A 21,173-nucleotide genomic window follows, 5' to 3' on the forward strand; every position below is an offset into this window, starting at 1 on the left:
GAAGCGCGCACCGGGCGGCCCACTGCATCGAAGCATATAGGTTCAATCGCGGACGGCCACCAGCGGCAATTCCAGGGCGGACTGGCCCAAGCGCAGCGTGATCACAGGCGGCCGGCCATGCGGCACCTGCCCACAATGATCCTCGTCATGACCCGCGATCGAGACACGGATGCGGCTGCCTTTCGCAAATTGCCAAGCCACCGGCAACAGCGGCACGCGGATACGCTCGACCTGTCCGGGCGCGAGCGGCGCTGCATCCGATCGCGTAAAGCTGCGGAATGGCCATGTGGTGCGGTAGGCCGCAGGCGCTGCGCTCTCCTTGCGATGCAGCGCGCGCAACAACCCTTCCGTGACGTAGCGCTCGGTGCCGTCGGCCTCGATTTCCGTGACATAGACGAACAGCGCCAGATCCGGCTCGCTCGAGGCGACATGCAGATCGGCAAGGCCGTGACCGGCCAGCTCCATCGCCGCTGATAGCGGCGCGCTGGTGTAGCTCAACATCGCCTCGGTGCGGCCCTGCCAGTCGGCGTAGTAGTCGCCTCTGTCGATCCCGGCGATGCGCTCATAGCGCGTGTTGTGCCCGGTGCCGCGGCTGAAATCGACCGCGTAGCGATCCTCACCCGCCAGCGGCGCGGCTTCGGCCAGTTGCCGATCCGGCGCGAGATAAAGCCGCCTCTCGGCCACGACCGGCGGCCATTGATGCGCCGCGCGCCAATCTTCCGCATGTATCGCGTAATAATGCACCGGCGCCTCGCCGGTGAGACCGGTGTCGCGCCCGAGCAGATAGGTGTCGAAGAAGCGCAGGATCTCGCCAAGCAGCGGGAATGTCGGCTCGACCGATTTGCGCCACGGCGAGACGTCGATGCGCGCGCCATGATCCCAGGGACCGAGCAGAAGGTGGCGCGGATTGTCAGCCATGGTGAGGTGCCGCGCGATCGCACCGTTGGCATAGCCGGCGCCGTCATACCAGCCGGACACCGAGAGAATGGCGACGTCCGGCCTGATGCCGCCGGACACAGCATAGGGGCTGAACGAGGCGGACGAAAACGCCGGATCGTAAGGCAGGCCTTCCTCGCGGAATTTGAATTCGGCCATGAAATCGGTCTGGCGGAAATTGCCGAGATGCTCGGTCACCGCTGCGTTCACCAGCGCGCCGTCCACGTCCTCATCGACCGGCTGCGGCCCCGCGAAATCCGGATTGGCGAAATAAGAGAACTGCCGCAGAATATCGCGGCGGTCATGGTCGAGCCCGACCATCAACTCGTCATAGACCTTGGTCAGCGACTTCAGCTGGATGCCGCCGGGAAAGTAGTTGTCGACATAGGTGTCCCAGACGCTGCAGATCGGTGCGATCGCCTTCACCGCCGGATGCGAGGTGCTGGCGAGGAAGTCCGCCGCCGCGCCGAGATACGAGATGCCGGTGGCGCCGATCACGCCATTCGACCAGGGCTGCGCCACGATCCAGTCAGCGATCTCACGGGAGTCTTCGCGCTCACGCGGCGAACGAAAAGAGTCGCGCGTGCCGAAGCTGGCGCCGGTGCCGCGCACATCGACCACGACCACGGCATAGCCGCGCGGCACGAAATAGTCGCGGAATTTTCCGGTGTTCGGATTGACCTCGCCGCTGCCGCCCGGCCGCAGCTTGAAACGGCGATAATAGGGCGTGAGGAACAGCAGCGTCGGGAAGCGCTGTCCGCTTTCGGCGCCCTGCTTCGGCTGCGGCACATAAGCATCGAGCGCGATCCGGCAGCCGTCGCGCATGATCACATAGGAGGACGATGGCGGCGCCAGTTCGTGCTCGACCGGACGGGCTGCCACATAGTCCGCCGGCGGCACGCGCCAGGCGCCCGCAACGTTGTCCGTGCTCATGTCACCCACTCGGCCTTGATGATGCGGCGCGTGTCGCCCGTCTCCGGGGTCTGCCACGAGAGGTCGAACAGGCCTGCAGGTTCGACCTGCTCGACCTCGGCGCGCTCGATATCGCGCGCGATCACGAGGATGAAGGGTTTGGGCGGATGATCGGCCGAAACCTGCCGCGGCGGTGAGAACACCGTGCCGACGCTTTCGACCAGAAGCGGCCGCGGCGCCTCGTTTACCTTGACCAGCCCCTTGATGCGTAGCAGGCGCTCGCCGAGACAACCGGCGAGATTGTCGAGCCAGGCCGCCAGATCTGGATAAGCGAGCTCGGCGACAGGGCGAGCAAGACATAATACGAGACGCGGATGTGCGGAGGCGAGCGCGGGTGCGAGCTCGCGCAACGGCAGCGCCGACGTCAATGGCGCAAAGGCTTCGTTCACGGCAGCGGGACGATCGGCTGTGGCAACGATCTCGGCAACCGGATTGATGCCCGCTATGGCCGCCGACGCCTTGGCCACCTCTTCCGCTGCGACGAGATCAGCCTTGGTTGCGACGATGCGATGCGACGCCGCCCATTGCGCTGCAGCCTCCTCGAAAGCCGCAGTCGCTGTGCCGCGTGTCAGATCATAGGTGCTGACGACGGCGACGCGCATGCGGTGCTCGGCTAACGTTGCGAGCTGACGCAGCACTGGCCCCGGCATCGACAGACCAGACGTCTCCAGGATGATCCGCGCGAGCTGTGGCGCGCCATCCGGTCGCGGCGTCATGATCAGGCGGTCGATGGTGAAGGCGAGATCGCTACCGACCTGGCAGCAGACGCAGCCGTTCGACAGCATCGCCATCGGCACGTCGTCGCCGCTCTCGCGCAGCACCACGCCATCGAGCCCGATCTCGCCGACCTCGTTGACGATCACGGCCGTGTCGGATGCCTCGGCGCTGCTGAGCAAATCACGCAGCAGCGAGGTCTTGCCCGAGCCGAGAAAGCCGGTCAGCACCAGGAAATCGATCGGCGCAACGCTCATGGCGCGGCGGCGTCCTTGGCCGCGTATTTCGCCGGCACCTCGCTCTCCCAGCTCGCCTTGACGAGCTCGCGCACGTCGGCCAGCAGCTCCTCGGTGTCATAGATGATGCCGTCCTTGATGGTGTATTTCAGGCCGCGATGCCATTCGACCGCGTTGGTCGCATCGTTGAAACGCATCGCGCCGGTGCCATAGAGCAGCTTGAAGTCGGTCAGCGGGTTGTGGTCGTGCACCAGCATGTCGGCGCGCATACCGATGTCGATGGTGCCGACCTCGTCCTCGATGCCACACAGCGCGGCCCCTTGCGAGGTCGCCGAGCGGACCACCTCCAGCGGATGGAAGCCGGCTTCCTGCAACAGCTCGAGCTCGCGGATATAGCCGAAGCCGAAGATCTGGTAGATGAAGCCGGAATCCGAGCCGGTGCAGACACGGCCGCCGAGGTTCTTGTACTCGTTGATGAAGGCCATCCAGAGCCGGTAGTTCTCCTTCCACTCGATCTCGTTCTGGGTCGACCAGCGATACCAATAGGAGCCGTGACCGCCGCGCTGGGGCGTGAAGTAGTCCCACATCGACCTCCAGGTATAGTCCTTGTGCCAATAGGCCTGGCGCGCGCGCATCAGGTCGCGGTTTGCATCATAGATCGTGAACGTCGGCACGAAGGTGAAGCCGAGCTCGAGGAACTGCTCCAGCACCTCGTTCCATTTCGCCGAACCCGGCTCGGCGCCCTGCCCGAACATCTGGCCCGATACCGAGAAGCGGAAATATTCGTCGGTGTAGTTGTAGTCGAGCGGGAAGTTCTGGATCACACGATCCTCGAACAGCGCCTCCGGCAGGCCGTAATAATGCTCGGCGCTGGTCAGGCCCCATTTCGCTGTCGTCAGCGCGTTCATCCGCGACACAGCCATCTGCGCGTGATGGCAGCCGGTGCGCAGGCCGATCTTCTTGCACTCGTCGAGTGCGGCTTCCATGATCGCGGGCGGCGCACCGAAGAACTTGATGCCGTCGGCGCCGCGCTCCTTCACCGCGCGCAGCCAGGCGCGGCCCTGCTCCGGCGTGTAGATGGTCTTGACCATGTCGTTGACCGCCGGGAAATAGGCGTAGGACAGCAGGCGCGGCGCGGCGATCGAGTTCTCTTCGGAACGCTTCTTCTGGTCGATCATCCAGGAGAGTCCGTTCATCGAGCCCATCTCGCGCACGGTGGTGACGCCGTGCGCCAGCCACAGCTTATAGACGTAGTCAACCGGCGGCACCCAGCCGTTCGCCGAGTGATAGGCGACACCGGCATGGGCATGGCAGTCGACGAAGCCCGGCGTCACCCATTTGCCGCGACAGTCGATCTCGTGATCGGCGGGCTCCGGTGGCTTGCCGCCATAGCCATAGCCGACGACCTTCTTCATGGAAACGATGCGGCCGTTTTCGACGATGATATCGACCGGGCCGATCGGCGGCGCGCCGGTGCCGTCGATCACGGTGGCGCTGCGCAGCGCGAGCCGCTTGAACGGGCCGATGCCGCGATCGCGCGAGGTCGCCGCCGGCACGATCGCCTCCATGCCCTTGTTGCGGATATGCGCGAGCTCGTCGCCGGGAAGGATATTGGCCTGTTCAGTCATGCTCTTTTCCTTTGTTCCAATCAGCTAATTCGGAAGACGATGCGCCCCCTCTCCCCGTTCTTACGGGGAGAGGGTTGGGGTGAGGGGCAGACGCACGAGAAGTGCAAGTCGTGAGACCTGTACCCGCTCACCCGATCGCTTCGCGATCGACCTCTCCCCGCAAGCGGGGCGAGGTTGCAGCGAACGCGCACAAATCCAGTTGTGTTGTCGTCATTGCGAGCGAAGCGAAGCAATCCAGGGTCGCGCAGGAAGTCTGGACTGCTTCGTCGCCTTCGGCTCCTCGCAATGGCGAAACTCATGATGCCTACGCCGTCCTATACCGCCGCGCGAACGCCACGCTGCCGAACACCGTGAATGCCATCGTCACTGCCAGCAGCATGAAGGCGAGCGTGGCGCCCATCGGCCAGTTGTTGCCGCGCACGAACTGGTCGTAGACGGCAGGCGCCATCATCTTGAATCGGGGGCCACCGAGAAGCACCGCCGTTGCATAGGTGTTCATGCAAAGCACGAACACCAGGATCGAGCCGGCGGCGACCCCCGGTGCCGACAGCGGCAGGATCACGCGCCAAAAGATGCGCGCGCCCGAGGCGCCGAGATTGGCCGCGGCATCCTCGAGATCGCGCGGGATGCTCTCGATCACGGCGGCCAAGGTCAGGATCATGTAGGGCAGCACGACGGCGATGATGCCGATCACCACCGCCTTTGGCGTGTACAGGATCTCCAAGGGCTCGGAGGTGATGCCGAGCTTGAGCAACGCCAGATTGATCAGGCCGCCGCGCGCGAACAGCGCCATCCATCCGGCCGAGCGCACGACATTGCCGACCAAGAGCGGAAACAGCGTCGCGATCACGGCAAGGCTCTTCCAGCGGCTCTCGTTCCGGCCGAGCCAATAGGCCGCGGGGAACGCCAGCACCAGGGTCAGCAGCGTGCAGAGCAGCGCGATGCCGAGCGTGGAGACGATGATCTGCTGGTAGTACGGATCGGTCGCCGCCTTGATGTAGTTCTCCGGCGCGAGGGCCTGCACCATCATCTGCGTCGGATGAAACTGGTTGAGCGAGATCCGGAACATCAGGATCATCGGCCCGACCAGCAGCGCGAGCACCAGCAGGCAGGCGGGGACGACCAGCAGCGCCATCTTCTAGCCCTTGAACTCCTTGTTCCAGAAGTCCTGCGTACGCTGCGTGCGGCCGGCGGCATAGGCATAATCCGGCTTCAGCAATCGCGCGCGCTCGGCTTCGCTGAGGCTGACCTGCGCAGCGAGATCCTCCGGCAGCACGGCGTCAGTCACAGTCGGCACGTAGCCCATCCTGTCGGCGAATCCGACCTGCGCCTTGGCATCCAGCATCGCGTCGAGATAGGCGAACCCACCCGGCTTGTTCTTGGCGTTCTTCGGCACCGAGCCTTGGAACACAATCGCCGGCGCGCCCTCCTTCGGCACCACGTGTCCAAGCGGGATGCCGGCCTTCTTCCACATGAAGCCGCGCGCCAGCCACATCGTGGTCAGCCACACCTCCTCCGATTTCAGCGCCGCCGCCAGCGCCTCGTTGGAGGGGTAGATCTTCACGTCGAGCGAGCGCCACTCCAGGAGCTTCTTCTCGGCCGGATCGAGATTGCTCGGCCCGCCGCCGCCGGCAAGCGCCGCGGCCAGCGTGTTGTTGGGATAGAGAATGTCGGCGAGTCCGACACGGCCGCGCCATTTCGGATCCCAGAGATCGGCAAAGGACTGCGGCGGCGTCTTCACCTGGTTGGTGTTATAGAGGATCACCTGCGCCGAATAGATGTGCGGAATGGCGATGTCGCTGCGCAGCTCCGGAAACACCTTATCGAGCCGCGTGACCTGCTTGGCATCGATTGGCTCGAAGGTGCCGGACTGCGCCACGATGTACATATCGCTGTCGGACAGCAAAGCGACGTCCATCGAGCCACGCCGGCTCTGCCGCTCGGCAAGCAACTTGGTCTTGCGCGGATCGTTGTTGGCGACGTCCTGCACGATCTCATAGCCCTTCGGGATCAGGATCGGCTTGTCGATGATGTCACTCAGAAGTTGGCCGTAGTCGCCGCCCCAGGTGCCAACCACGATCTGGCCGCCCTCGGCACGCGCGGCGGGAAGATTGGTGGCCAGCGCCGCTGCGCCGGCAGTGGCGGAGAGAAAATGACGTCGTGAAATCATGGTGACCTCTCAAACTCGGGGCAATGCTAGCGGAACGAGGCGCGGGGCCTTGCGGTCCCAGTGCAGAAAAACGGTGTCGTCCGGCTTCAGCCCGGCCAGCGGCTCATTGGCCTGGGGCGTCGACTGCACGACGACCAGAACCTCCGCGCCCACCGCGACGACGTATTCGGTTTGCGCGCCCATATAGGTGACGGCCTTAAGCCGTCCCTGCACGCCGTCAGCGCCGCCGGTCTGCAGCGTGATGCGCTCCGGCCGGAGCGCGAAGGCGCTCGCATCCTTGCACTCATCGGTCGCGCTGTCGACCGGCAGCAAGAGGCCGCTGCCGGTGCGGAACTGCGTTTCACTCTCGCGGCGGCCGGAGAGGATGTTGCAGCGGCCGACGAAGTCCGCGACGAAGGCATCCTTCGGCGCATCATAGAGCTCGCGCGGCGTTCCGATCTGGCGCACGCGGCCACCTTCCATGACGACAAGGCGATCGGCCATGGTCAGCGCCTCCTCGCGATCATGCGTGACCATCAAGGTGGTCAGCCCGAGCCGCTGCTGCAGGGAGCGGATCTCGAGCCGCACCTCGGCGCGCAGCTTGGCGTCGAGATTCGACAGGGGCTCGTCGAGCAGGAAGATGCGCGGGTTGATGACCAGCGCGCGGGCCAGCGCAACGCGCTGCTGCTGGCCGCCGGAGAGCTCCCGCGGCAGACGTTCGGCGAGATGCACCAGGCGTACCAGCCTCAGCGCGTCCTCAACCTTCTTGCGACGTTCAGTCGCATTCAGTCCGCGCATTTCCAGACCAAAGCCGACATTGTCAGCCGCGCTCATATGCGGAAACAGCGCGTAGGATTGGAACACCATGCCGGTCGCGCGCTTGTAGGCCGGCAGCCTGGTCACATCCTCCTTGTCGAACAGCACACGGCCACTCGACGGTGGCAGGAAGCCTGCGACCATGCGCAAGGTCGTGGTCTTGCCGCAGCCGGAGGGGCCGAGCAGCGCCACCAGCTCGCCCTCGCGCACCGCGAGGTCGAGTTCGTCCACCGCCACCGATGCACCGAAACGCTTGGTCAGCTTCTCGATCGCAAGGCTCGACATCAGACCACCCGCGACAGCTTGACGAAGCGGTCGGTCACCACCATCAGCAAGCCGACAAGAATGATCTGCACGGTCGCCACGGCGGCCAAGGTCGGATCGATCCGGAATTCGAGATAGTTCAGCATCGCAACAGGCAGCGTGATCCGGCCGGGGCCAACGAGCAGCATCGACAGGTCAAGATTTTCGAAACTCTGGATGAAGGAGAACATCGCGGCCGCGACGACGCCGGGCCGCATCATCGGCAGCGTGATACGACGGAACACGGTAAAGGGGTTGGCGCCGAGATTGGCGGCCGCCTCCTCGGCGCGGCGATCCAGCCCCTGCAGGCTCGCAACGACGAGGCGAACCGTCCACGGGATCGCGAGCAGCGTGTGCGCGGCGACCAGCCCTTCGGTGGTCGCCTTGATGTCGCGGTCGAAGAAATCCTCCGCCATCACATAGAGCATATAAAGACCCGAGCCCGCGACGACGCCGGGCACCGCGAGCGGCGCCAGCAGAAACGAGCTCAGCGATCCTCGCCCCGGAAACTCGCCGCGCACGATCGCGAGCGCGGCGGCGGTGCCGATCGGCACGCCGATCGCTGCCGCGAGCAGCGCGATCTGCAGGCTTGTGGTCAGGCCGCGGAAGAATTCCGGCTTGCCCCACGCGTTCGCGTACCATTGCAGCGACAGGCCCGGCGGCGGAAAGCTGATGATCTCCTGTGCGAAGAAGCTCGTCACCACGATCATGACGACGGGGGCGAAGATGATGAGGTAGGCGACTGCAATCAGCGTCCGCATCAGGACGCGGCCGAGCGACGGCTGATCCGTCAAACGGAGGAACATTGCAGATACCTTGTCACGCAGATCGCCCCTTGGCCCGGAAGCGAGCCGCGCGCATCGTAGTCCGATGCGCCCCCGTTCGCCAAGCCCACCGCGCGCGCATAGCGTTATGCATCAGAGTGCTTTTTGCATCGCCGCAGATGATACGCACGCCGCGCGACTGATCGTCGCTGTGCAAAAAGCAAACTCGACGTGACATGGTGAGCGTCTACAACCACACACTGCGCAACATCAGCACGAATAGTTTTTGAGCAGCGCCTGCTCACTTCTTGAACCCGCGCGATCCAACTTTTCGTGCGCCCTTGGACAAGTCTTCGAGCCGCGCGCGCACATAAGCTTTCCTTCGCGCCTGGCGAGGGACGACGGCATCACAGCACCGCCGGGACCACGCGACCCACCATCGTTCGAAGGAGCTGGCACATGCAGAATTGGCTTTTCACCAAAGCGCGGCGCGCCTTCCTTGCCGCGCTCGGCGCGGTCGTCGCCGCGGGGCTCTTGTCGCCCATCGACGCGCAGGCGGCGACGCCTGCCGGCTGCGCGGCGCTGCAGGACAAATATCCGGACTGGAAAGGCAAGACGCTCACCAACGCCATCAATCCGCATACGCCGGGCTATGAGGCGATCGACCCGAAAGACCCGAGCAAATATGTCGGCTTCGATATCGATCTCGGCGAGGCGATCGGCGACTGCCTCGGCTTCAAGCTGACCTACAAGCCGGTGGTGTTCGCAGCGCTGCTGACGACGCTGGCGAGCGGCCAGGCCGACATCGTCATCTCCGATATCTACGCGACCAAGGAGCGTGCCAAGGCCGCCGACTTCATCACCTATTCGAAGGTGTTCGATGGCGTGCTGGTCGCCAAGGGCAATCCGAAGGGCATCCACGGGATCGACCTGACCCTGTGCGGCGCGGCCGCCGCGGAGAACACCGGCTTCGTCGAGGTGCCGCTAGTGCAGGACATGGGTCCGAAGTGCAAGGAGGCCGGCAAGCCGGAGCCGACCCTGCAGCTCTACGACAACAACGCTAACTGCATCCAGGCGATCCTCGCCGGCCGCGCCGACACCTACATCAACGACGTCAACACGGTCGACCAGGCGGTGAAGGCCAATCCGGACAAGCTGGAGAAGGCGATCGCGGTGACGATCCCCTACTCGGTCGGCATCGCCGTGCCCAGGGACAAGCCGAAATTCCGCGACGCCGTCATGGCCGCGCTGATCGAAGTGCAGAAGGCCGGCATCCACCAGGAGCTCTTGAAAAAGTGGGAGCTCGATCCGGCGAACTTCAAGGAGCCGGATCTGCTGACGGCGGATTAGAGAACGAAGAGATTTGATCGCACCAAAGCGGCACGGACGGTGCACCCTCTCCCCTTGTGGGAGAGGGTGGATCGCCGACGCGGAAGCGGCGGCGATCCGGGTGAGGGGTCTCTCTGCGAGCGACAATGCGGAGACAGACCCCTCACCCGTCGCGAATTTCGCTTCGCTTATTCGCGCCACCCTCTCCCACAAGGGGAGAGGGTGCACCGCCGATGCGGCGCCAGATCGACCTCTTCTAACACGACGCTCTAATCGACTGACTAGGCACCAGATCGATGTCCCTCTTCCTGCACTATCTCAGCATGCCGTATCTGTTGCAGGGCATCGAGCTGACCCTGCAGGTGACGGCGCTCGGGCTTGGCGGCGGACTGATCCTTGGCCTGATCCTCGCCTGGATGCAACTGAGCCGGCTGTCGCTGCTGTCAGCCTTCGCACGCGGCTACACCGTGATCTTCCGCGGCACGCCGCTGATCCTGCAGATGGTGTTCGCCTACGACGCGCTGCCGCATATCGGCATCAAGCTGCCGGCGGTGATGGCCGCCGGCCTCGCGCTCGCCTGCAACGAGGCGCCGTTCATCGCGGAGATGCTGCGCGCCGGCGTGCTCGGCGTCGAGCGCGGGCAATTACTGGCCGGCCAGGCGCTCGGCATGACGCCGGCCGTCTTGATGCGCCGGATCATCGCGCCGCAGGCGATCCGCACCATGATCCCCGCCTTCGGTAATGAAGCGGTCAGCGCGCTGAAGAACTCCTCGCTCGCCTCCGTCATCGCCGTGCAGGAGCTGACCTTGCGCTCGACCCAGCTGGCGTCCTCCACCTTCGACTTCTTCTCGATCTTCTTCGCTTCCGGCCTGATTTATCTGGTGTTGACCGGCGCGGTCAGCGCGATCCAGCTCGCGCTGGAATGGCTGCTCGATCTCGACCGCACGACGAAGCAACGCAAGCTCGCCCATTATCTCCCCTGGCGCCGCGTCGATCTCCTGACCAAGCCCGAGCTTGCCGAGAAGATTGCGCCTGCCATCGCGACTGAGCCGTCGCCGCTTCCGCTGACGCAAGCGGAGCGCGCCAAGCGCGCCGCCACCATCGCCCGCAACAATGTCGCGGTGGAGGTGATGGATCTGCACAAGGCCTATCACGGCAACGCGGTGCTCAACGGCCTCGGCCTCACGGTGCGGATCGGCGAGGTGATCGCGCTACTTGGCCCGAGCGGCTCGGGCAAGAGCACGCTGCTTCGCTGCATCAATCATCTGGAGACCTGGGACAGCGGCACCGTGCGCGTCGGTGGCAGGCGGCTCGGCTTCGGCGATGACGGCAAGAAGCTGTCGCCGCGCGCCGTCGCCAACGAGCGCGCCGAGATCGGCGTCGGCATGGTGTTCCAGCAGTTCAATCTGTTCGGCCATCTCACCGCGAAAGAGAATATCGCCGGTCCCCTGCGCTGGGTGCACGGCATGGGCCGCTTCGAAGCCGAACGTCGCGCGCTCGAGCTGCTCGACCGCGTGGGCTTAAGCCACCGCGCCGATGCGCTGCCGCGCCATCTCTCCGGCGGCCAGCAGCAGCGTGTCGCCATTGCTCGCGCGCTGGCACCAAACCCGAGCGTGCTGCTGCTCGACGAGCCGACCTCAGCGCTCGACCCGGAGCTCGTGGGCGAGGTGCTGGAGGTGATCCGGCGGCTCGCGATCGACGATGGGCTCACCATGATCATCTCGACCCACCAGATCCGTTTCGCAGACGAGGTCGCCGACCGCATCGCCTTCCTGAGTGGCGGAGTCATCCTGGAGGAAGGTCCGGCGCATCAGGTGCTGACCAACCCGCGCCATCCGGTCACTGCGCGGTTCCTCTCGGTGATGGATGCCGAGCGGCAAGCGGAGCCGGTGCGATGAGTTCATCCTTCACGTCAACATCAATCACTTCGCGCCCGTTCTCGCAAAGAGGCCCTTGCATGAAACATCATCTGTTGCCGGTTTCGCCCAAAACCGTTCACTGGGGCTATTTCAGCAAGGTCGTGTCACCGGCGCTGACCTTGCGCTCCGGCGATCGTGCCACCATCGAGACGCTGACCCATCACGCCAACGACGACTACGAGCGGATGATCAAGGACGATCCCGGCGCGGAGAGCGTGTTCCAGTGGACCAGGGAGCACAAGGCGGTGGCGCGCCGCGGCTCCGGCCCCACGGAAGGTCCGTTCATCCGCGGCGCGGGCGAGGGCATCGGCGTGCATCTGCTCACGGGTCCCGTGGCGATCGAAGGTGCCGAACCGGGCGACGTGCTGGAGGTGCGCATCCTCGATATCAAGCCGCGGCCAAGCCAGTGCGGCTGCCATGCCGGCAAATGCTTCGGCTCCAACGTCGCCGCCAATTGGGGCTTTCACTATCACGACCTGATTGAGGAGCCGAAGCCGCGCGAGGTCGTCACCATCTTCGAGCTGGACACGAGCGGCGAGCCGTTCGCGACGGCGGTCTACAACTATGTCTGGACGCCGCAGACCGATCCGGACGGCATCGTGCATTCGACCATCGACTATCCCGGCGTCCGCGTCGACCACGCCACCATCATAAAGCGCGAGAACATTCTTCGAGGAATGAAGGTGCCGGCCCGGCTGCATTTCGGCACCATGGGGCTCGCGCCAGCCGAAGCCGACTATGTCTCCTCGATTCCACCAAACTATACCGGCGGCAATATCGACGACTGGCGGATCGGCAAGGGCGCGCGGATGTACTACCCGGTCGCGGTGCCCGGCGCCTTCTTCTCGGTCGGCGATCCCCATGCGGCGCAAGGCGACAGCGAGCTCGGCGGCACCGCGATCGAGACGTCGCTGACTGGCGAGTTCGAGTTCATCCTTCACAAGAAGAGCGACCTCGGCGGCACAGTGCTCGAAGGGCTCGCCCATCCCCTGCTGGAGACCGATCAGGCCTGGTCGGTCTACGGCTTCACTTATCCGAACTATCTGGCCGAGCTCGGCGCGAATGCGCAGACCGAGATCACCAACCACTCCAGCCTCGACCGGGCGATGCGCGACGCGTTCCGCAAGCTGCGGCGCTTCCTGATGACGGTGCACAGATTGAGCGAGGACGAGGCGATCTCGCTGATGTCGGTCGGTGCCGATTTTGGCGTCACCCAGGTGGTCGACGCCAATTGGGGCGTCCACGGCACCATCCGCAAGACCGTGTTCCGGTGTGATTAGAGGGAGATTAGAGCAGTTCGGCGTGGCGGTGCGTCAGCGGACGTCCACCTCTCCCCGCTGGGGAGAGGTGAACCGAGCCAGCGGATAGCAAAGCGAGAACAACGGGTCAGGAATCTTACATGTGTCCACGTCGCCACAATCACGGCACGCCATGACGCTCGTCTGGCATGGCGGTTGCTTGACTCTTCGCGTGTCGAGCAATCCCATGAGTTTTCGACCCTTTACCAGCGAGTCCTACACGCAGGACGACCGCCCCGCGGCGTGGCGCGACGTGCTGAGCGCGATCGGCTTGCAGCCGACATCGGGCAGCGCCGTCCATGACGGGCATGCGACCGCCTCGCACCGCAGCGCCCCCGGCGTCGCGCTGACGCGGATCGCGGCGGGCGCGCAAGCGATCACAGCCCTCGCCCAACCGAACGAGGACCTGCCGATCGCTCTGCTGCCGACCGAGGACGGCGCGGTGCTCAAGGCCAAGGACGGCCCTCGCATCGTTCCCGCCGGCCACCTGTTGCTGCTGCCGCGCGGCGGCAATTGGAGCGTGCTGTTCCAGCGCGACATGCGCGCGATCGTGCTGTCGGTCACATCGGATGCGCTGCATGGCCGCATCGCCGGCCGGCTGAAGCGCAGTGCGCCAGAAGTCGTCGCATCGGGGCTCGGCATCGTGTTCTCCCGGCTGCTCGAGACGACGGCGCGTACGATGGAGACACTGACAGATGCCGAATGGACCACGATCGCACAGAGCCTTGTCGATCTGCTCTTGACGCTCGCGCATCAGCAGACGACGCCCTCGGCCGACTCCGGCACCACCGCGACGCAGGCCGCGATCCTGCATCGGATCTGCCAGGCCATCGAGCGCAGGCTCGACGATGCCGCGCTGACACCGGCACGGGTGGCGCAAAGCGAAGGAATATCCGAGCGCTATCTGCAGAAGCTGTTCGAAGGCGTCGGCGACAATTTCAGCCATTACATCCGCGAGCGGCGGCTGCAGCGCGCTCTTGCCGATCTTTCCAATCCACTTGAAGCACATCGCTCGATCTCGGAGATCGCCTATCGCACCGGCTTTGCGGACTCTGCGCATTTCAGCCGCAGTTTCCGGCAGCGCTTCGGCGCCTCGCCGCGCGAATTCCGGCAAAGGAAGGCCGAGCAGGCCGCGGAGGCATCGCCTGCCCGCGGGCAACGCGGCTGGCCGCAGGATGCTTTGCTACGCGCGCATCACACCGCGCCTGCCAAGGCCGGTGCGATCCCGCCGGCGCCGGCGAATGATCGCGGGGCGCCGGTGCAACGCAGGCATCATCATCTCGCCGCCGCTGCATCGCGGGTGCATTGGGGTTATTTCAGCCGTGCGCTGCCGCCGCAGCTCGAGATCGCCTCCGGCGACACCATCACCATTGAGACGCTGACGCAGCACGCCTCCGACGATCCCGAGCGAATGATCGCGGGGGATCCTGGTGCGGAGAGCGTGTTCGGCTGGACCAGCACAAGCAAGAATGTCGAGCGCCGCGGCGCCGGACCGATGGATGCCAGCGTGTTCGGCCGCGGCGCCGGCGAAGGCTTTGGCGTGCATATCTGCACCGGCCCGGTCGCGGTAAAGGATGCGCAGCCCGGCGACGTGCTGGAGGTGCGCATTCTCGACATCGTGCCGCGGCCGAGCCGCGCGCCGGAGCATGCGGGCCGGGTGTTCGGCTCCAGCGTCGCGGCCTGGTGGGGCTATCATTACAATGAGTTGCTCACGGAACCCACGATGCGCGAGGCCGTGACCATCTATGAGATTTTTGCTGACGATCCCGCACCGCACGCGCGCGCGCTCTATTCTTTTCGCTGGGCGCCACAAACCGATCCCTCCGGCGTCGTGCATGCGACCTATGACTATCCCGGCGTTCCTGTTGCGCCCAGCAGCGTCAAGCTCCGCCACGGCGTGCTCGACGGCGTCAAGATTCCGCTGCGGCCGCATTTCGGCGTGATCGCGGTGGCGCCGCGCGAGGCCGATTTCGTCGACTCGATCCCGCCTTCCTATTTCGGCGGCAATCTCGACAATTGGCGGCTGGGCAAGGGATCGACCGTATATTTACCGGTCGCGGTCCCCGGCGCACTGCTTTCGGTCGGCGATCCCCATGCCGCGCAGGGCGATGGCGAACTCGGCGGCACCGCGATCGAATGCTCGATGACCGGCACATTCCAAGTGATCCTGCATAAGAAATGCGAGCTGGCCGGCAAAGTCGTCGCCGACCTCTCCTATCCGCTGATCGAGACCGAGACCGACTGGGTGCTGACCGGCTTCAGCCATCCGAATTATCTGGCCGAGTTCGGCGCGCAGGGCCAGAGCGAGGTCTATGCCACCTCATCGCTCGACCTCGCCATGAAGGATGCCTTCCGCAAGATGCGCCGCTTCCTGATGCAGGCCAAAGGCCTCAGCGAAGACGAGGCGATCGCGCTGATGTCGGCGGCCGTCGATTTCGGCGTCACCCAGGTGGTCGACGGGAACTGGGGCGTGCACGCGATCCTGAGCAAGCGGCTGTTCCAGGATGCCAACTAATTTCCGGGTCCGATCGTGGCGGCACCTTGAGATCCCGTCATTGCGAGCGAAGCGACGCGTCCGCCATGGCCTGAAGGCTGACGGCGGAAGCAATCCAGAGTCATGCAAAGATTCTGGATTGCTTCGTCGCTTACGCTCCTCGCAATGACGGTCCTCATGACCGGAATGCTCCGCCTCACGGCGGCTGCTGCAGTTCAACTCCGTATAATCACTGCCATAAGGATGACATCATGCAGTTCCATATGATCGCCGGCGGGCCCAAGCCTGTCGCACCGTTCAGTCACGCAGTGGAGAGCGACGGCTTCATCTTCGTCACGGGACAGATGCCTGATAGTCCGGACTCGCCGGGCGTGCTGCCGGACGGCATCGTCGAGCAGACCAAGGCGGTGATGCAGAACTTGAAGTACATACTTCAAGGTCTCAACATCGGCCTCGAACATATTGTGATGGCTCGGATATACCTGACGCGCTTTAAGGAAGATTACGCCGCAATGAATGAAACGTGGCGCTCGTTCTTCCCCGCGGATCGCCTGCCTGCCCGCACCTGTGTCGGCGTCACCGGGCTCGCTTACGACGCGCTGATCGAGATCGATCTGGTCTGCCGACGACCTTAGTCGCCAGCGGTAAATAAGTCCTCACCGGCGATAATGTTCCCTTGCGGAGGAGGCAACCGTTTTCGCGGATTGCTTCGCTCTGCCGCTGCGTGTCAATTCGGTCGTGACAATGAGGTCGAGCCAGGGAATGCCATGCCGAGCCAGTTTTCCAACCGCCAACAGATCAGGAAGTCCGCGGTCACGTCCAAAGGGGGAGTAGTTGCCGCGCAATCGCGGCGCGCCGCCGAGATCGGCGCGGAGGTGCTGGCGGCCGGCGGCGACTGCATCGATGCCGTTGTTGCCACCGGCTTTGCGCTCGGCGTGCTCGAGCCCTGGATGAACGGCATGGGCGGCGGCGGTGCCATGGTGCTCTACCGCGCCAAGGACAACGCGTCGAGGTGATCGATTACGGCATGCGCGCGCCGGACAGCCTGCGCGTCGAAGACTATCCGCTCACCAATGACGGCGCTGTTGCTACCGACATCTTTCCTTGGGCACGGGTGAAGGACGACCGCAACATCCACGGTCCCGGCGCGATCGCCGTGCCCGGCATGGTCGCCGGCATGGGCGAGGCGCATCAGCGCTACGCGAAACTGCCGTGGCAGGAGCTGCTCGCACCGAGCGCCAGGCTCGCCGGCGAGGGCCTGCTGATCGACTGGTGGACCACCCTGATGATCTCGAGCTCGGCGGCGGATTTGCGCCGCTATCCGGCGAGCGCGATGGCCTACTTGAAGGACGGCCTGCCGCCGAACCCGCAATGGGGCATCAGGTCGGTGGTGCGGATGCCGCAGCGAGAGCTGCAAGCCTCGCTGACCCACCTCGCCGGTGCTGGCCCGCGCGACTTCTACCAAGGCGACCTCGCCCGCTCGATCGCCCGCGACATCCGGGCCGCCGGCGGCCAGCTCTCGGTCGAGGATCTCGCCGGTTTCAAAGCGCATGTCCGCGAGCCGCTGAAGATTCCCTATCGCGGTGGCACGGTGTTCGCGACCCCGGAGCTCACTGCGGGGCCGACGCTCGCCCATACGCTGCGGCTGTTGCAGGCGAGCCTGCAACCATCGCAGGAACTGCCGGGCGCGGACGCCTATCTGGCTTATGCCGATGCACTGCAGGCCGCCTATCGCGAGCGGCTCAAGGGCATGGGCGATGCGGACGGGCGGCGCTCGCTGGGCGCCGAATATCTCGCGCCCGCCTGCACAACGCATTATTCGGTGGTCGATCGCGACGGCAACATGGCAGCCGTGACACAGACCCTGCTGTCGAACTTCGGATCGAAGTTCCAGACGCCGCAAAGCGGCATCATGATGAACAACGGCATCATGTGGTTCGACCCGGCACCGGGCACGACCAACTCGCTGGCGCCCGGCAAGCGCTGCCTCACCAACTACACACCGGTCGTTGCCGAGGCTGCCGACGGCCGCCGCCTGGCGCTCGGCGCCTCCGGCGGCCGGCGCATCCCGCCCGCGGTGACGCAGATCCTGTCGTTCGTGATGGATTTCGGCATGGACCTCGACGGCGCGATCCACCAGCCGCGGATCGATGCCAGCGAGGGCGCGATCGTGATCGCCGACACGCGGCTGCCGCCAGAGGCGCGCGCCGCGCTCGCTGCGAAGTTCGACACTGAGGAGGCACATCCGCAGACCTTGCCGATGAAGTTCGCCTGCCCGAGCGTGGTGCTGCGCGACGAAGGCACGAATAGCGGCGCCTCCGAGGTGTTCCAGCCCTGGAGCGAGGCTGTGGCGGAGGGATAGTTCCAACTGAGGAAGCCCGTCATTGCGAGGAGCGCAAGCGACGAGGCATCCAGGCTTTTCTACGCTGGATTGCTTCGCTTCGCTCGCAATGACGATGAGATCAACTCTCGAAATTGACCGCCGTCGTATTGGCGCCGCAGACCAGCACCGCGACGCGCTCGCCTCGCGCGGGGCGATAGGCGCCCGACAGCAACGCGGCGAACGCCGCGGCGCCGCCGGGCTCGGTCACGATTCGCAAGGTCGACCACAGCGCCTGCTGCGCGGTACGGATGTCGTCGTCGCTGACCAGCACGACCTCGGGCGCCGTATAGCGGCGCAGGATCGGAAAGACCCGTTCGCCGATCCGCTTCGGCGCCAGGCTGTCGGCGGCGATGCCGCCGGCCGGCGCGTCGACCGGCTCGCCGGCCGCGAACGCATCGCGCAAGGTGGGCGCGCCGTCGGCCTCCACCGCCACCACCTTGACGCGGCCCTGATACCAGGCGGCGATGCCGCCGATCAGACCGCCGCCGCCGACCGCAACCAGCAGCGCGTCAAGATCAGGCGCGTCGCGCTCGATCTCGAGCCCGACCGTGCCCTGCCCCAGCATGGTCTCGGTCTGATCGAAGGCATGGATCGGCAGCGCGCCATGGTCTGCGACATGCCGCTCGCTCGCCGCCAGCGCATCCGCGTAACGGTCGCCACCGATGTGAAGTTCGGCGCCGTGATGCCGGATCAGCTCGATCTTGGAAGGCGAGGCGATAGTGGGCACGAAGATCGCAGCCTTTTGCTTCAGCCGGTTCGCCGCGAACGCGACCGCGACGCCGTGATTGCCGCCGGAAGCCGCGACCACACCGGCAGCGGGCACATCGCGCGTCAACAGATTGGTGAACGCGCCGCGCACCTTGAACGAGCCGGCATGCTGCATGAATTCCAGCTTCAGCCGCAGCGGAGCGGACGGCAGGCCGAAATCGGCGGCATCGACCGTCACCAGCGGCGTGTGCCGGACATATGGCTGGATCAGCTCGTAGCTTTCCGCAATCCGCTCCCGCGTCACATCAGTGGATTCATCTCGCATGTCACACCTCGCCACCTCGATGCAGCTTGACATAAATTAGCTAATTGGCAAAGTAGCAAAATGAAACCCGATCGCGTCTTCCAGGCGCTTGCCAACGACAAAAGGCTGCAGATTCTAGAATGGCTGCGCGAGCCGCGGCGGCATTTCCCGCCGCAGGTCGATGGCGACCTGGTCAAGGACGGCGTCTGCGGCCTCTTCATCGCCGAGAAGCTCGGCGTCTCGGCGCCCACCTTGAGCGAGCACATGCGCGTGCTGATCGCAGCAAGCCTCGTCAAGGCCAAACGCGCCAAGGGCTGGACGTTCTATAAGCGCGACGAGGACGGGCTGAAGGCGGCGCGCCGCCTGCTCTGTGACGCGCTGTAAGGCCGATCGAGAGCTGTCAGGCGGTGCAAGCCGGTTTTGCCCCGGCAATGCCCAAGATCGTCTGTTAGGATCACCGCGCTCGATGACCTCCAAGGAGTTTCGTCATGCGCATGGTCCTGCTGTTGCTTGCCCTGCTCGTCGCCGCGCCCGCCTTTGCCATCGCCGCCGATGACGCGACACCGGCCCAGAATGCCATCCGCCAGCAGGAGCGGGCTTTTGCGCGCGACGACGCGGCGGCCGCTTATGCGCAGGCGGCCCCCGAGATTCATGCGATCTTTCCTTCCCCCGACATCTTCATGGCCATGGTGAGACAAGGCTATGCGCCGGTCTATCGGCACCAGAGCTTCGAGTTCGGCGAAAGCAGGACCGAGGGCGGCGTGGTCGCGCAGCGGGTTCACATCATCGACGCCAAGGGCGAGGCATGGGAGGCGCTCTACACGCTGGAGACGCAGCCGGACGGCAGCCTCAAGATCACCGGCTGCTCGCTACTGAAGGCCGCAGACGCCGTTTAACGACCGCTTCCGCCTTAGGCGGCGATATCCGGCAGCACTCTCCGGACGAAATCGGTCATCCGCGATCGCAGCATCCAGAGATTGACGCCTGTGGCCAGAACCGCAAATCCGCACAGCGCGACGAGAATGGCAGTCGTCTGCGCGCTGTCTTGTGCAGAGGAAACGAGCAGAAACCGAACGAACGCCGCCGCGATGAGAGCGGAGACCACAAAACCTCCTGACGATAGACGGATGTCCCAGCCAAGGATGGAGCGATCATCGCTGTCCAAGCTGAGCCTCGCGACCAGGAGCGGAAGCTGCAGGAGGATCAGTCCGCGCGGCCGCAGCCAGATCGCGTGATCGGCCCGGTCCCAGTAGATCGTGCATTCGGCGAGCTTGATGATCCTGTCCGGCACCAGTTCGGGGCGAAGCGTCAGGCGCGCCGGCTGGCCGCCGATGCGAAGGAACGTTCGTAGATAAGGACGGTACAGCGCCGCAATGGCCAGCAGATCGAGCAGGCTGAACGCGACGATGGGAACGCCAAGCCGAAACAGCCCGGCCCCTTGGTCTGCATCCGAGCCGCCGAAGCGCAACGGCGGAAACCATCCGGTGCCGGTACGCCGAGGCGGTGCGGACAAGCCGCGGATGTCGAGTTGCAGAATGACATGGTTGGCAGGATCGTAGCAGATGCGAACATACGAGCCGGCAGAGATCGGTCCGCCGTGGGAGGCGGTGTTGTTGAACCCGCCGGTGACGATGTAGTCGGAATAGCTGAACCGGATGCCTCGCACCGAGAACGATTCGACGCTGTGGCCGCCATAGGGCATCGGAACGAAATGCTCGACCTGCCCCTCGACCATGCGGCAGCCGTCCTGCTCCATCATGACCCGGTATCGCTGGTTGCGCCCGTAGGTGCTTGAGAAGGCGATGGCGGTCCACATCAGCGCAAAGGCCAGGAAGATATAGCCGACCACGCGCCGCGAACTGAAGAAGCCGCGCAACCCGTACACATCGTCCAGAAAGGGAATGTCGACCGCGCGTAGGATTCTCGGGGCGGCAATTGCGGCAAGGCCGACCGCGACAAAAAACAAGCCGAAAGCGGGGGCGAACCAGGCATCGAGGCCGGCATCGCGGATATCGAAGACTTTGACGAACTGATCGGAATTCATGGGACCGCGGGGAGTTGCGAGGTGATCCAAACAACCACTCGCCAGCCTACCTCACAGCGCTCCACCTTCTGTGACGCCCCTCACAGCTCCCGTTACGCCCCCGTGCGCATCGCCGGGCATCGATCGCGCAGAGGAGCGTGCAGATACGCTGTGCCCTGCAGCATTTTTACCCCGCA

16 protein-coding genes and 1 pseudogene are annotated in these 21,173 nt (G+C 64.9%); 8 read left to right on the forward strand and 9 right to left on the reverse strand.

Annotated elements, in window-relative coordinates:
* Window positions 1-42: 42 nt before the first annotated feature.
* The 7 genes from P6U24_RS31045 to P6U24_RS31075 form a co-directional block, all read right to left on the reverse strand.
* Window positions 43-1,869, reverse strand: coding sequence for a CocE/NonD family hydrolase (locus tag P6U24_RS31045; RefSeq protein ID WP_407156224.1), 1,827 nt, complete (start codon window positions 1,867-1,869; stop codon window positions 43-45).
* Complete coding sequence (locus P6U24_RS31050) at window positions 1,866-2,879, reverse strand: CobW family GTP-binding protein (RefSeq protein WP_407156225.1); 1,014 nt, start codon at window positions 2,877-2,879, stop codon at window positions 1,866-1,868. Before P6U24_RS31050 ends, P6U24_RS31045 begins: the two co-directional genes overlap by 4 nt.
* Window positions 2,876-4,486: an amidohydrolase family protein gene (locus P6U24_RS31055; protein WP_407156226.1), complete on the reverse strand. Its 1,611-nt coding sequence runs from the start codon at window positions 4,484-4,486 to the stop codon at window positions 2,876-2,878. Before P6U24_RS31055 ends, P6U24_RS31050 begins: the two co-directional genes overlap by 4 nt.
* A 304-nt stretch (window positions 4,487-4,790) precedes the next feature.
* On the reverse strand, window positions 4,791-5,621 hold the full coding sequence (locus P6U24_RS31060) for an ABC transporter permease (protein ID WP_407156227.1): 831 nt from the start codon (window positions 5,619-5,621) through the stop codon (window positions 4,791-4,793).
* A gap of 3 nt (window positions 5,622-5,624) precedes the next feature.
* Window positions 5,625-6,656: an extracellular solute-binding protein gene (locus P6U24_RS31065; RefSeq protein ID WP_407156228.1), complete on the reverse strand. Its 1,032-nt coding sequence runs from the start codon at window positions 6,654-6,656 to the stop codon at window positions 5,625-5,627.
* A 9-nt stretch (window positions 6,657-6,665) separates the two neighbouring features.
* Window positions 6,666-7,736 (reverse strand): ABC transporter ATP-binding protein, encoded by a 1,071-nt coding sequence (locus P6U24_RS31070; RefSeq protein WP_407156229.1) that lies wholly within the window; start codon window positions 7,734-7,736, stop codon window positions 6,666-6,668.
* Complete coding sequence (locus P6U24_RS31075) at window positions 7,736-8,560, reverse strand: ABC transporter permease (RefSeq protein WP_407156230.1); 825 nt, start codon at window positions 8,558-8,560, stop codon at window positions 7,736-7,738. The genes P6U24_RS31070 and P6U24_RS31075 overlap by 1 nt, the downstream gene beginning before the upstream one ends.
* A 417-nt stretch (window positions 8,561-8,977) precedes the next feature.
* On the opposite strand from P6U24_RS31075, the gene P6U24_RS31080 reads away from it, so the two are divergent.
* From P6U24_RS31080 to P6U24_RS31105, 6 genes and pseudogenes are all read left to right on the forward strand, one after another.
* Entirely contained in the window at window positions 8,978-9,868 is an 891-nt protein-coding gene (locus P6U24_RS31080; RefSeq protein WP_407156231.1) for an ABC transporter substrate-binding protein, read from the forward strand.
* Window positions 9,869-10,143: 275 nt separating this feature from the next.
* Window positions 10,144-11,745 carry an amino acid ABC transporter permease/ATP-binding protein gene (locus P6U24_RS31085; protein ID WP_407156232.1) on the forward strand — a complete coding sequence of 534 codons (1,602 nt, stop codon included), beginning with the start codon at window positions 10,144-10,146 and terminating at the stop codon, window positions 11,743-11,745.
* Window positions 11,746-11,804: 59 nt separating this feature from the next.
* Window positions 11,805-13,046: an acetamidase/formamidase family protein gene (locus P6U24_RS31090; RefSeq protein WP_407156233.1), complete on the forward strand. Its 1,242-nt coding sequence runs from the start codon at window positions 11,805-11,807 to the stop codon at window positions 13,044-13,046.
* 205 nt (window positions 13,047-13,251) lie between these two features.
* A complete protein-coding gene (locus P6U24_RS31095; protein WP_407156234.1) occupies window positions 13,252-15,579 on the forward strand; it encodes an acetamidase/formamidase family protein in 2,328 nt (775 codons plus the stop codon).
* 230 nt (window positions 15,580-15,809) lie between these two features.
* Window positions 15,810-16,193 (forward strand): RidA family protein, encoded by a 384-nt coding sequence (locus P6U24_RS31100; protein ID WP_407156235.1) that lies wholly within the window; start codon window positions 15,810-15,812, stop codon window positions 16,191-16,193.
* A gap of 132 nt (window positions 16,194-16,325) precedes the next feature.
* A pseudogene (locus P6U24_RS31105) lies at window positions 16,326-17,920 on the forward strand (gamma-glutamyltransferase).
* 100 nt (window positions 17,921-18,020) lie between these two features.
* On the opposite strand, the gene P6U24_RS31110 reads toward P6U24_RS31105, so the two are convergent.
* Window positions 18,021-18,974 (reverse strand): threonine/serine dehydratase, encoded by a 954-nt coding sequence (locus tag P6U24_RS31110; protein WP_407156236.1) that lies wholly within the window; start codon window positions 18,972-18,974, stop codon window positions 18,021-18,023.
* A gap of 60 nt (window positions 18,975-19,034) precedes the next feature.
* Here P6U24_RS31110 and P6U24_RS31115 point away from each other — a divergent pair, with 60 nt between their 5' ends.
* Both P6U24_RS31115 and P6U24_RS31120 read left to right on the forward strand, forming a co-directional pair.
* Entirely contained in the window at window positions 19,035-19,337 is a 303-nt protein-coding gene (locus P6U24_RS31115; protein ID WP_407156237.1) for an ArsR/SmtB family transcription factor, read from the forward strand.
* Between the two features lie 104 nt (window positions 19,338-19,441).
* Complete coding sequence (locus P6U24_RS31120; protein ID WP_407156238.1) at window positions 19,442-19,849, forward strand: DUF4864 domain-containing protein; 408 nt, start codon at window positions 19,442-19,444, stop codon at window positions 19,847-19,849.
* Between the two features lie 14 nt (window positions 19,850-19,863).
* Here P6U24_RS31120 and P6U24_RS31125 read toward each other — a convergent pair whose 3' ends face one another.
* Complete coding sequence (locus tag P6U24_RS31125; RefSeq protein ID WP_407156239.1) at window positions 19,864-20,997, reverse strand: hypothetical protein; 1,134 nt, start codon at window positions 20,995-20,997, stop codon at window positions 19,864-19,866.
* Window positions 20,998-21,173 lie beyond the last annotated feature (176 nt).

Origin of the sequence: Bradyrhizobium sp. STM 3557 (assembly GCF_045571465.1) — a bacterium.
Lineage (GTDB): Bacteria > Pseudomonadota > Alphaproteobacteria > Rhizobiales > Xanthobacteraceae > Bradyrhizobium.

Coding starts and splice junctions, on each gene's coding strand:
- P6U24_RS31080 (WP_407156231.1), top strand. CDS start 8,978: ATGCAGAATTGGCTTTTCACCAAAGCGCGGCGCGCCTTCCTTGCCGCG.
- P6U24_RS31075 (WP_407156230.1), bottom strand. CDS start 8,560: ATGTTCCTCCGTTTGACGGATCAGCCGTCGCTCGGCCGCGTCCTGATG.
- P6U24_RS31120 (WP_407156238.1), top strand. CDS start 19,442: ATGCGCATGGTCCTGCTGTTGCTTGCCCTGCTCGTCGCCGCGCCCGCC.
- P6U24_RS31100 (WP_407156235.1), top strand. CDS start 15,810: ATGCAGTTCCATATGATCGCCGGCGGGCCCAAGCCTGTCGCACCGTTC.
- P6U24_RS31090 (WP_407156233.1), top strand. CDS start 11,805: ATGAAACATCATCTGTTGCCGGTTTCGCCCAAAACCGTTCACTGGGGC.
- P6U24_RS31070 (WP_407156229.1), bottom strand. CDS start 7,736: ATGTCGAGCCTTGCGATCGAGAAGCTGACCAAGCGTTTCGGTGCATCG.
- P6U24_RS31085 (WP_407156232.1), top strand. CDS start 10,144: ATGTCCCTCTTCCTGCACTATCTCAGCATGCCGTATCTGTTGCAGGGC.
- P6U24_RS31095 (WP_407156234.1), top strand. CDS start 13,252: ATGAGTTTTCGACCCTTTACCAGCGAGTCCTACACGCAGGACGACCGC.
- P6U24_RS31060 (WP_407156227.1), bottom strand. CDS start 5,621: ATGGCGCTGCTGGTCGTCCCCGCCTGCCTGCTGGTGCTCGCGCTGCTG.
- P6U24_RS31050 (WP_407156225.1), bottom strand. CDS start 2,879: ATGAGCGTTGCGCCGATCGATTTCCTGGTGCTGACCGGCTTTCTCGGC.
- P6U24_RS31115 (WP_407156237.1), top strand. CDS start 19,035: ATGAAACCCGATCGCGTCTTCCAGGCGCTTGCCAACGACAAAAGGCTG.
- P6U24_RS31065 (WP_407156228.1), bottom strand. CDS start 6,656: ATGATTTCACGACGTCATTTTCTCTCCGCCACTGCCGGCGCAGCGGCG.
- P6U24_RS31125 (WP_407156239.1), bottom strand. CDS start 20,997: ATGAATTCCGATCAGTTCGTCAAAGTCTTCGATATCCGCGATGCCGGC.
- P6U24_RS31110 (WP_407156236.1), bottom strand. CDS start 18,974: ATGCGAGATGAATCCACTGATGTGACGCGGGAGCGGATTGCGGAAAGC.
- P6U24_RS31055 (WP_407156226.1), bottom strand. CDS start 4,486: ATGACTGAACAGGCCAATATCCTTCCCGGCGACGAGCTCGCGCATATC.
- P6U24_RS31045 (WP_407156224.1), bottom strand. CDS start 1,869: ATGAGCACGGACAACGTTGCGGGCGCCTGGCGCGTGCCGCCGGCGGAC.